Genomic DNA, 10,681 nt, shown 5'->3' with positions numbered 1-10,681 from the left:
GATAAAATTTTTAGACCCTAGCATCTTAAATCTGTTACCTATCAGCCCGGTTTGAAATGTTACCTATCAAACCGGTTGCACACTTCCGCTTTTGGGAGAAGAGACATCCAAAAAATCCCCTCTTCCGCTTTTGGAAGGAGGGACATTCAAAAAATCGCCTCTCCCACAAATGGGAGAGGGGTAGGGGTGAGGGTATCTGTCATTATTCATTGACCTGCACATCACGCACTAAAGCTAACCATGCTTTCGCTGCTTCTGAAAGATAGGAGTTTCTGCGCCAAGTCATTGCCATATTCCACTGAAGCTCATTTTCCTTAAGTAAAAGGGAACAAATTTGCGTGCTTTGCCTTTGCATGGCAATCATTTGTGGCAAAAACGTAACGCCAAGACCCGCAGAAACAAGTTCTAACATAAAATCAATTTGACTGCTTTGAGCAACTATTTTGGGCTCGAAACCTGCCCGATGGCACGCATCCATGATCATTCGATGTAAGGCAAAACCACTGCCAAAAAGAATGAAAGGGATCTCTTTAAGTTCTGATAAAGAAACTGAATGTTTTGTTGCTAATGAATGGCTAGATGTTAAGAGTGCAACCAAAGGTTCAGAGCGGATCGGTTGATAATCAAATTCTTCTGGAATGGGTAATAAGGTTCCAGCGAAGTCTATATCTCCTGCTCGCAAACGTTCCGCAAGCTTATCACTCCCATGTTCAATCAATTCTACCTCAACTCCTGGGTAGAGCTGGTTATAACGGGCAAAAAGGGGAGCAAATAAAGTGCTACTGCCTACCGGAGAAATACCTAGACGTAATCGTCCTTGCTTTAAACCACGTATTTCATCCAGCTCTTTAAGAAGATCATCCCGCTCGGCCATCAGTTTGAGGCCTCGACGATAAACAATTTCACCAGCTTTCGTTGGTACATTACGTTTCTTAACTCGCTCAATGAGAGGAATACCCAATTCATCTTCAAGCTGCTTTATTACTTTACTCACCGTGGATTGGGTCGTGAAAAGAATTTCCGCTGCTCTGGAAAAACTACCTTGGCGTACAACTTCAATGAATGTACGAAGCGGTTTAAATTCCATAACTATTCCATAATAGAATGATTATAAGTCTATAAATTCATTTTATTCATAATAAATAAAGATGTACACTAATTGAAGCAATAATGATCACAGCGGCCTAATATATGTCATTAAAATTTAAGAAAAACCCTCTATTCCAAGTTGGATTGGTTTGCCTTTTTTGGCTAACTAGCGATCTTGTCGTTAAACTTACCAAACTGCCTTTGCCTGGCGGAGTCCTTGGCCTCGTAGTTGTTTTACTTCTTTTAATGACCAAACGCATAAGATTAGACAGTATAAAACGTGGTACTGAGCTACTCCTTGGAGATATGCTGCTTTTTTTTATTCCAGCAGTGCTTGCGATACTAGAACATCATGAATTTTTTAGTGTCTTGGGTCTTAAAATTCTTTTCATTATTTTGTTGAGTACGCTCTTGGTGATGTTAGTCACTGCGATTGTTGTTGATAGCTGTTATCGTTGGAGAACGGATCATGTTAAGCTACATGCTGGTTAAATCAGCGTCGCAAACAGTGTTCTGGTCATTTATCACGATAGGCATGTACTTTATTGTCAAACGCCTACATCGTCGATGGTCATTTTGGTGGCTTATGCCTCTTGTTCTTACCCCAATTCTTGTAGCGGTCATGATTCATGTATTGCATGTCAGTTACCAGGACTATTTTCGCGGAACAAAATGGTTAGTCTTATTACTTGGACCCGTGACGGTCGCCTTTGCAATCCCTATTTATGAGCAACGTGCACTTATTCGAAAACATTGGCCGGTACTGTTAATTGGTGTGATTGCCGGAAGTTTCACTGCAATACTCTCAAGTTGGGCATTAGCTGTTCTTTTAGGTCTTGATGAAAATTTACGCATGAGCTTATTACCGCGCTCGATTAGTACTCCCTTTGCGATGGAAGTCTCCCGGGCAATTGGTGGTACACCGGATCTGACTGCTATTTTCGTTATTATTACGGGTATATTGGGAGCGGTTATTGGTGAGCTCATCCTCATGTACCAGTCGTTTAATTCATCTTTTGCGAGAGGTGCGTTTTTAGGCGTCGGAGCACATGCAGCAGGAACGGCTCAAGCTCGTAAAATAGGGCACACCGAGGGAACAATTGCGAGCTTAGCGATGATTTTGGTTGGTCTCTTGAATGTACTTCTTCTCCCCCTTGTTATCAAGTTTTTAAATAATGCATAAATTTTTTTTGGTTTATTGTTAATCAATCCTTAAGCTTATTTGTTTTACACTGATAAAAAGCTAAAAGAGGAGACTACCATGTCAAACAAGAAACTAACTGAACGTTTGAACCAGGAGCTCGATGAACTTGGTGTTCCTGAATTAATGACAGAACGCGTACAAGTGTGTGCTAAATTATTCCAATTGCCTAAGTTTAAAATTGAAGCATTGCTACACGGTGTTGTTGCTTTAGACTGCAACTCCATGCAAAAAATCGCTGATGAGCTTGAAGTGAGTACGGATTGGTTATTTGGCGATGCAAAAGGAAAAGTGGCACATTAGACCCAGTTATAATGAGCCCAGAATCAAAATGATTCATTGTCTGGATAACTAAGGTCTGAATAAGAGCGATTCATCATGCAATACACCCACAGTGGCAACACCTTGCTTAGACAACCACTGATTTACCTGTTTACGCTTGGTATAAACGGGTAAATCGTTACGCATTGCCGTTTCATGTATCTGTTTTACCAATTCCTCAGACAGAAAGTACTCGGGATAATTTTTATGTAGGTATTTTTTTAGCTTTTTACCCTTGTCTGTTAACCAAAATCCGCCATCAAGTGACGCAGAAATACAAATTTTCTTAATGTCACCAAAGCGTGAAAAATGAATGAGTTTGTGAACGGAGTGTTTCCGTATGTAATGCGTCGTATCACGGCCAAAAAATTGGGTTTTACTATAATGCTCGGTAACTAGACCTCTTGGCTTAATTAACCAGCCCCGAGCATGACGCTTATCTTTCTTTTCCAATACCCCACCAAAAAAAAACCAAGTTCCTGCATAACCAGAATTTCTACCCGTTGATCGATACCAAGGGGCATTATTAATCACAGTGATCAGGCGTTGATGATTTTTCTTCCATAAGTTAGCAGTAATCATGCTGTGCTGGGTGGAGGGATCTTTTTCAGTATGATTTTTTAAAAATTTCATTAGAAATGAAGTGTGTTGGCCAGGGAGGTAACGATAAACGATGCAGCATGGAAATTGCAAATATATGAAGCATATCTTTTGAACTCAGGTTAAGGATGTTTGCCTTAACCCGATAGAATATATTTTGCTTGTCACTATGAGAGTCGGTGATAAGTGTTTACACCGTGATTGAATACATCAACAAAGTTAGCAACACTGGGAATAGTCGAGTTGCCTGAAAAAAAGGCCAGACCCGCTTGTATTCCTCGAGTAATATTGGCGCCTGCGGCCAAATTATTTAATGAATTAGGGGCAATTGCTTCGAACGCATGAATTGCAACATCCGGTAGATATTCTATTGCTGCAGCTTCTGGATTATTGACGTATTGAAACAGAACAAGTGTAGCAACCAATGCGTTATAGCCCCGATACACCGTACTCCAGTTTAACAGGTTGTACATAGTTACCGACTTTGGGGTCTCTTGTTTTGCATGAGCCATTTTCATTACTCCTTTGTATTTATTGATTAAAAAGTCATTCCTTCGTGCGTCATTATAAAGTAAGTTGTGGATTTTTAAATACGGATAATTTCTAAATGGAAACCCTTATATTCTTTTCATAAATAAGGTTGAAGTTGAAAAAAAACTAGTTAAAATAACGGCTTGCTTTCTGGAAAACCTTAATTGGAAAATGAAGTAGCGTTTTCAGCAGCTCAAAGCAACTCGTGGATTAAACCAAGATTTAATCCTCCATTTTTGTTTCTTTTAAAAGGATTTTAAAATGCCCGGATCAACTTCAAACATCTTAGCTAATCTTCAGGCTCGTGTGCCTACTTCTTCCGCTGCCCATAGAAATACGCAAAGAGGAAATGCAGGTTTAGCTGTGACGCAACTCACAGTACAAGCTGGAATGCAAATTACCAATACAACAAGTCCTATTCCTTTAATCCCTATAGCGTTTGCTCAGACCCTCAATTCAGGATATGCAGTCGTACGCTCTGATACTCACCTCAATGAAAAATTTATCCAAGGACTCCAAGCGATTTTCTCTGCTGTGATCCTTGGGTTGGCCATCAGCTTGGTATTTAATGATGATCAAATCGTTAAGCAAGTCATGTACTTAATTCAACTTCTCTACAGCGCACTATTTCTCGTAACATGGGGAGGCAGTGAAGTTTCTAAAGATTCAACTGCCACGCCTACAACTAATGCAGTTGCTCCCCATTTACTTAAATCCATCATCAAGAGACCTGTTGAAGAGGATATAGAAAAAGCTGAGAAAAGTGAGGAAGAAGATGATGCAAGTGAGGAGGAAATGGAAAGTATGAGAAAAGCTTCTAACTCCTAAGGAGTGCACTCATAGGGAGAGGTTTTTTTGCTTAAATAGTGTCTCAAACTTTTTTAAGATCTGAGGGAAGATTGAGGTGAGCTGGCCTCTCCAAGTTTTATGCCAGTCAAAATTTTTTCAAATATATCGAAATTATTGTGTTGCGAATGGGTATTAATTATTGGAAACATGATATGTTGAAAAAATGAGGCTCTTTTCTCAATTTCTTCAGCATAAATCTCAGCGATTACTTCGGGCTCATTTTTAAACTCCCCACAACCCCAGGCACCAAGCAACGCATAGGGTTTCCCTGCAAGAATTAATGTATCCAGTTGAGCAGCAATTCGCCGTCGCACATCCTCTCGGTGTTCTTTGACTACTTCAGGAGCTTTTGAATGTGATTCAGCAAAGTGTTCCGGAGCTGCAGATCTTAATTCATGAAAAGAAAAAATACTTGTTGGAGGAAGAAATGGAAAACTCATGTCAGGATCAGCAACTTTATTTGCTCCATAATCATCCATCGAAGGCGGAAGCAATACTTCCGGACCTCTAAAGCAAATTCGAGGTTCTTCACTATAGAATGTTTTACACGCGTTAGGTGAATAGGCTTCTTTACACCGTTTTTCTAGCGTTTTGAGTTCTTCTTCGGTCATTTTTCTTCTGCCTTCGACCAGTTCTTTCCCTTTAGGAGTATAAAGAAACGTATTATTGTAGTCCTTATCGTATGTGACAATGTCATCTATTAATGAACGTGCGCAGGTGCTTCGATGCCACATGTTTTCTTCTTGAGCGCTTCCACCTTCCAATGAGCCTCCTCCAGGGTAAAGTGAATTCGACATATTTAATACGGCATAAAGTCGAGCATATTTTCGGGTGATATGCTTCGCTGCGTCACCCCAATCTTGATATACGACTTCAACCTCGGAGGGTGGCTCAGATTTGGTTTGTGCCCAAACAGTTAAGTTTTCTGCTGCATGCTTTTTTAATTCCTCGTATTTTCTTAAGTCAGTGATCGCGTTTAATGTTTTGCCCATGCTTTCATGACGCCAACGTTCACCAGATAAAGAGCCCTTGATTAGACTGGGTTTATGTGCTTCATAAGACTCAAAAATGGCAGAAAACTCTGCTGCATATCTTGCAGAAGTATGGCTCTTTCCTCTAAAAAATTTTAGCAGTGTCATAATTCAAAACCCTTGCGCTATTTTGTGCTCAATATGCCTTTTTGCTGGTTGCTCTTATCTATACCCATTGTTGTGTACATGTATCAAACAAACATGAACAAAAATTTGAGCATAGGGCTCTGAATGGAGCCTTATATCAATACATTTATCAAAAAAGGTAGAAAAAACCTCCAATCCTACTCGAACTTCGCAAAAGCAGAATTCATAATCAAACCAATATGGATATATATTTATCATAGTGTATGTGAGTTGGAATTCAAGAAAGAGCTTAGACACTCAATTTTAGTTGTTGAAAGATAAGAAAACATTTAATTTATTAATTCGATTACTACGTCCTTATCTTTTTCTTACAGGGGTGATGAAGAAAAAACTGGAATTAGAGTATCTTCGATATTTAGCTGAATTTATATTCCTTAAACATTAAATAAGTTATATTAAAAAAATCATAGAACAAGGAGAGTTTATATGATGAAAAGCATTATCAAAAATTTCATCGGATTAATTATATTTTCGTTTTCAATTCAAGCTATTGCCAAGGATACAATCAGTGTCCAAGTAAAAACAAATGAAGAAACAGCTGCTGCTTTAGGGTTTACTGTAGATGGTAAAAAATCAGGTGCTCGTGGTAAATCCTATTCAGGCAAGGGACCTGCAAATAGAGTATATGTGTTTGGCTATCGAAAAAATTCTGCATTTGGTCCGGATATTTTATGTGGCTCACAAAAGCTGGCAAAAGACAGTGTAGTGACTTTAGTGACGTCAGGAGATCATTGTTCCATTGAAATAGAATAGGTACTCCAATACTGACGTCATCCTGAGTGCAACGAGGGATCTCATCTCGTAGCATCAGTGCTACAGCCCGGAGATCCCTCGTTGTACTTGGGATGCTGTGTTTTGAAGATGATTGTTATGTATCTACTTGGTGTTAGAGAACAGAGAGTCCCGCATCTTCAATCATTTGTTCGTAAATCAAAACCAAAACAGAGCCTTGATGAATTTCCAAAGCCACTTCAGAGAGTCGAGTTCGATTGAAGCACGAAGTTTTTCCTGGAAAAGAAAGTTGTGAGTTATTAAGTTCCCATTGAAGTCCTTTTGAAGAAATAGTTGCTGTGGGTATTCCAATTAACGAAATTTTTGTATGAGTAGGTAATAAACAATTTATATGGGATTTTTCATTAAGAACAAAGCCGCGTATGGGCGGAGCATACAAAAGGCAGTTTGTTTCCATAAAAATGTTAATATTATTCAATATATGATCCAAATGCCCACCGTTTATTCCCACAACTATGGCAGGTAATAAATCATTATCTTTTAAATAACGCATCGCTTTCTGAAAATCACTGTAATTTTGATCTGCTGAATGGAGAAAAGGATGGTCTTCTAAGATAGCTGGTCGGACAGAGTCCAGATCCCCGGTGATTAATTGCGGGCGAATTCCAAGATCCAATAAACTATTGGCTGCACCATCAGCTGCGATAATCGGCACATTCATCCCTGTGAAAAAAGACAACTCTGGTAAATCTCCGTTGAGGCATAAAATCGATTGATAGCCTGTTAAATTAATTACATCGTGCATCATAATGTCTTTTTAAAAGAATAAGCAGCAAACTGACAATTAGGCCTACGACATTAGAGCTGATCACAAAAAAGGAATCCGTGCTGCTCCCATAAATAATCCACGCTACAGAACAGACGAGGTAATTAATCAACATTATCATGGAAAGATCCTGAGTTGATCTTGTTTTTAAAGATTTGACAATTTGCGGTAATAGACCAATAAAAGAAGTAATAAAAGCAACAAGACCTGAGAACATAACAATAGACACATTTTCCTCCGCTCAGACGAATGAGATCAGGTTCAAAGGGTTGGTTCATCCTCTCAGCCATAACTGGCACCCCTAATGTACAAATATTATTCTACCATGAAAGAGTCTAACTGCCAAAATGAAATTCAAGAAACAGAATGCTGTATGTTTTTCCGTCATGGCAGTTTTGTTTTTTTATTGTGCAAAAAGTAAGATTTTTTCATCTGTTCAAATGGTTTTCTTTTTAGCATAATGGCTGCGATGTCAGTTTGGTTTAGAGTTTTTCTCTCTAAATTGACGTTAGAGTAGTTTATTGATCCTTAAAGACATGTTCCTTGAGGATGTTTTTTCAGATAAGGAATGAAAATGAAAAAAGTTGCTTTGTTAATCATGGGATTGACTCTAACTGGTTTGGCGGTAGCTACAAGCAACCCCAAAGAAGAAGTACGTCATATTGTGACGCTAAATGGTTTAGCTCAAGGCGATGGACGGTTTATTCGTACTGATGTTATTGAGAATGGTAAATATAAGTTTGGCTATTATTTTTGTGGAACCCGCCATAGCATAGTTTATGGAGATATTGTTTTTGCTGAAGAGGTGGCTGAAGCATATCGAGTAGAGCGGTCCATTAAATTTTCGATTTGTCAGGATGAAACTTTAACTGATTGCCAGGAGTTTGCGTCAGATCAGTTTACTATTTTTAAGAATAAAGACGGTTATTTAGAGACCGATAGTCGCCCTGTATTGCCTATTAGTGTCGCATCAGTTAAAGACGCGTATAAAGCATGCGAACCTAATCCAGATGAAGACAATCGCATGAAAAAAATAATTCATGCGGGAAGCAATTATCTGATTCGTCAAGGTTGATTGGATTTGTAGTTGCTCAGTAGACTTGTAGCCTGGGTGCAGCGAAGCATAACCCGGGTTTTTGGGAGTGAATGAATTCTTCAATCCCGGGTTGCGCTTCGCTGCACCCAGGCTACAAAGCTACAAAGCATTTCCAGATTTTTTTGCAAACTTAGAGCAAAAGTATGAAGATTTTACTATAATGCCCCGCTATTTTTTATAAATTGAATATTATGTCGCAACCAAAAACCTCCATTTTATTTATTGGCTTATTATCGGCTTTTTCTTTACTTACATTTGATCTGTATCAACCTTCACTGCCTTACATCACTAATTTTTTTGGTACAACGCATAACTTAAGCCAATTAACTTTAAGTATTTATCTATTTGTTTTTGGGGCGACTCAATTAGTTTGGGGACCACTAATCGATCATTTTGGACGACGTCGTTTATTGCCCGGAAGCTTGCTTATCGCAGTTCTCGCCAGTTTAATCTGTGCTTTTGCTCCGAATATTTTTGTGCTCATTCTAGGCCGGGCGTTACAGGGATTTGCTTTGTGCTGTGCGAATCTAATTGCTTTCTCCATTTCGCGAGATTTTGAAGATACTGTAGAACGAGCCAAGGTTTTATCCTATGTTTCTATGATTGTTTCAATATCTCCCATTCTTGCTCCTGTATTCGGTTCTCTGGTCTTTACATATTGCAGCTGGCAAGCGAATTTCATGTTGATGGCCGTAATTGGTTTGGTTCTTTTGTTGAAGTCGCGAAAAGGATTATTGGAATCACCATTTTGGACTCAGCCTAAAGAACCCTTTATTATAAAAAGAGTAATCAATGCATATAAAGAGATCATTCCATCGCCCACCCTTTGGAGTGGTTCTTTTATTATGATGTTTAGTTTTGCTGCAGTCATGCTTTCAGTGATTAATTCATCTTATATTATTATCGATCAATTTGGTTTTTCGCCCTTAGTGTACGGTATTATTTTTATCATTAATGGATTAAATATTATTGTTGGAAATTACTTAGGTATTTGGCTACGTAAGTATTTCAGCATGGCTGCGACCATTTATCTTGGGAGTTGGTTTATTATTAGTGGTGGCTTTGCGATGTTACTGTGCGCAAACCTCTCTGAATTTAATTTATATGCCTTATCTTTTGCATTAATTTGTAATTTAGGAATTAGTTTAACTGCTCCGGCCACAATGTCGATCATGCTTGCTGATTATAAAGAAAATACCGGTCTTGCACTGGCCATAATTCATACAGTACGTATGTTTGGCTCATCGGTGTTAACCATCATAAGTGCCTATTTACTGATGCAGACACTCATTGCATTGCCTTTAGGATTAATTGCATGTGGACTAGGAGCTCTTTATAGTTCTTGGTATTTTAACCGCTTGACGGCAAATGACTCTGAATTTGATGGGGCGGAAGCTGCTTAGGGCATTAAAAAAACAAAAATTTGGCAAAATTGATAAACAGATTGTACACTTAAGATATTTAAAGGTTCGTGCTTAGTCAAGAAGCTTATTTCCAATAAGAAAAAGTCATGGAGGATTTAAATGAGAATATGGCGATCTGTTGTAGTTGGAGCTTTATTATTTCTTTCATTAAATCAGGTTAACGCACAAAACAACACCGACATCAATAATACGATCAACAACAATATCACTAATTTTGCTCAATTAGTGCAAGCTGTTGAGGGTGGGGAGGATGTTCGAGCAATAATTCATTTTGATAACTGTCAGCTAACAGGGCCTGCGCTGCCGACTCAAATAACGAGAAGATTAACGGGCGCTAGCACTCGATTTAATTTTACCAACTTTTTTCATGGCCAAGAGACTGTTAATAACGAATTAATCGATACGGTGACTACATCCATGAAGCTTTTTATACAAAACTCCTCTGGGGAATTCTTAACATTATCAGGTCGTTTAAGTGTTTTTGAAGATAATACAGCAACATTGCATGTCAATTTTTTTGATCCCATTTTGCATAAGCAACACTTGGTAGTCGATTGGCAGTGTAATATTAGTAATGGTGAAGACAATAATGGCTTGGTGTTGTTCAATTTTTCTTAGAGCAGCTCACTTCTGAAAATAAATTACCCTTTCCTATTTTCGCTTTTCGCTCTTCGCTCTTCGCTGTTTGCACTGTCTCTGTGCACAGCAAAGAGTGATACTCGCCTCCTGGCCATAGAGTTGACGTTGAAATAAAAATATACTAGCGTAGCCGGGTGCCTGAAGTAACTTCCTAAATAATTAAGGATAATGTTTCATTAAAAAGGTACTCTTTAC

General features: G+C 38.6%; 14 protein-coding genes and 1 riboswitch. Of the genes, 8 read left to right on the top strand and 6 right to left on the bottom strand.

Annotated elements, in window-relative coordinates:
• Window positions 1-202 precede the first annotated feature (202 nt).
• The gene (locus tag Lstg_RS17165) at window positions 203-1,087 is read right to left on the bottom strand and encodes a LysR family transcriptional regulator (protein ID WP_058478835.1); all 885 of its coding nucleotides are present in this window, start codon (window positions 1,085-1,087) and stop codon (window positions 203-205) included.
• A 104-nt stretch (window positions 1,088-1,191) separates the two neighbouring features.
• Here Lstg_RS17165 and Lstg_RS17160 point away from each other — a divergent pair, with 104 nt between their 5' ends.
• From Lstg_RS17160 to Lstg_RS17150, 3 genes are all read left to right on the top strand, one after another.
• On the top strand, window positions 1,192-1,581 hold the full coding sequence (locus Lstg_RS17160; RefSeq protein WP_058478834.1) for a CidA/LrgA family protein: 390 nt from the start codon (window positions 1,192-1,194) through the stop codon (window positions 1,579-1,581).
• Complete coding sequence (locus Lstg_RS17155; protein ID WP_058478833.1) at window positions 1,559-2,272, top strand: LrgB family protein; 714 nt, start codon at window positions 1,559-1,561, stop codon at window positions 2,270-2,272. The genes Lstg_RS17160 and Lstg_RS17155 overlap by 23 nt, the downstream gene beginning before the upstream one ends.
• A 78-nt stretch (window positions 2,273-2,350) precedes the next feature.
• Window positions 2,351-2,593: a hypothetical protein gene (locus Lstg_RS17150; protein WP_058478832.1), complete on the top strand. Its 243-nt coding sequence runs from the start codon at window positions 2,351-2,353 to the stop codon at window positions 2,591-2,593.
• Window positions 2,594-2,641: 48 nt separating this feature from the next.
• Here the strand turns inward: Lstg_RS17150 and Lstg_RS17145 are convergent, their stop codons facing one another.
• Window positions 2,642-3,244 (bottom strand): hypothetical protein, encoded by a 603-nt coding sequence (locus tag Lstg_RS17145; protein WP_058478831.1) that lies wholly within the window; start codon window positions 3,242-3,244, stop codon window positions 2,642-2,644.
• A gap of 134 nt (window positions 3,245-3,378) precedes the next feature.
• Complete coding sequence (locus tag Lstg_RS17140; protein ID WP_058478830.1) at window positions 3,379-3,723, bottom strand: hypothetical protein; 345 nt, start codon at window positions 3,721-3,723, stop codon at window positions 3,379-3,381.
• 280 nt (window positions 3,724-4,003) lie between these two features.
• On the opposite strand from Lstg_RS17140, the gene Lstg_RS17135 reads away from it, so the two are divergent.
• A complete protein-coding gene (locus Lstg_RS17135; RefSeq protein ID WP_058478829.1) occupies window positions 4,004-4,570 on the top strand; it encodes a hypothetical protein in 567 nt (188 codons plus the stop codon).
• 53 nt (window positions 4,571-4,623) lie between these two features.
• Here the strand turns inward: Lstg_RS17135 and Lstg_RS17130 are convergent, their stop codons facing one another.
• Complete coding sequence (locus Lstg_RS17130) at window positions 4,624-5,730, bottom strand: poly(ADP-ribose) glycohydrolase domain-containing protein (RefSeq protein ID WP_058478828.1); 1,107 nt, start codon at window positions 5,728-5,730, stop codon at window positions 4,624-4,626.
• Between the two features lie 465 nt (window positions 5,731-6,195).
• Here Lstg_RS17130 and Lstg_RS17125 point away from each other — a divergent pair, with 465 nt between their 5' ends.
• Window positions 6,196-6,522, top strand: a complete 327-nt coding sequence (locus Lstg_RS17125) for a hypothetical protein (protein WP_058478827.1) — start codon at window positions 6,196-6,198, stop codon at window positions 6,520-6,522.
• A gap of 133 nt (window positions 6,523-6,655) precedes the next feature.
• Here Lstg_RS17125 and Lstg_RS17120 read toward each other — a convergent pair whose 3' ends face one another.
• Both Lstg_RS17120 and Lstg_RS17115 read right to left on the bottom strand, forming a co-directional pair.
• On the bottom strand, window positions 6,656-7,306 hold the full coding sequence (locus Lstg_RS17120; protein ID WP_058478826.1) for a thiamine diphosphokinase: 651 nt from the start codon (window positions 7,304-7,306) through the stop codon (window positions 6,656-6,658).
• A complete protein-coding gene (locus Lstg_RS17115) occupies window positions 7,290-7,556 on the bottom strand; it encodes a SemiSWEET family sugar transporter (RefSeq protein ID WP_058478825.1) in 267 nt (88 codons plus the stop codon). The genes Lstg_RS17120 and Lstg_RS17115 overlap by 17 nt, the downstream gene beginning before the upstream one ends.
• Window positions 7,543-7,640, bottom strand: a riboswitch (TPP riboswitch). Its footprint overlaps the gene before it by 14 nt.
• A 261-nt stretch (window positions 7,641-7,901) precedes the next feature.
• On the opposite strand from Lstg_RS17115, the gene Lstg_RS17110 reads away from it, so the two are divergent.
• From Lstg_RS17110 to Lstg_RS17100, 3 genes are all read left to right on the top strand, one after another.
• Window positions 7,902-8,402 (top strand): hypothetical protein, encoded by a 501-nt coding sequence (locus Lstg_RS17110; protein ID WP_058478824.1) that lies wholly within the window; start codon window positions 7,902-7,904, stop codon window positions 8,400-8,402.
• A gap of 212 nt (window positions 8,403-8,614) precedes the next feature.
• Window positions 8,615-9,826, top strand: a complete 1,212-nt coding sequence (locus Lstg_RS17105) for a multidrug effflux MFS transporter (RefSeq protein WP_058478823.1) — start codon at window positions 8,615-8,617, stop codon at window positions 9,824-9,826.
• Between the two features lie 120 nt (window positions 9,827-9,946).
• The gene (locus Lstg_RS17100; RefSeq protein WP_058478822.1) at window positions 9,947-10,465 is read left to right on the top strand and encodes a hypothetical protein; all 519 of its coding nucleotides are present in this window, start codon (window positions 9,947-9,949) and stop codon (window positions 10,463-10,465) included.
• Window positions 10,466-10,681 lie beyond the last annotated feature (216 nt).

It is taken from the genome of Legionella steigerwaltii (assembly GCF_001468065.1).
In the GTDB taxonomy this organism is placed as follows: Bacteria; Pseudomonadota; Gammaproteobacteria; order Legionellales; family Legionellaceae; genus Legionella; species Legionella steigerwaltii.
The sequence above is the reverse complement of the archived record's forward strand: the minus strand, read 5'-3'. Positions and strand labels throughout refer to the sequence as shown.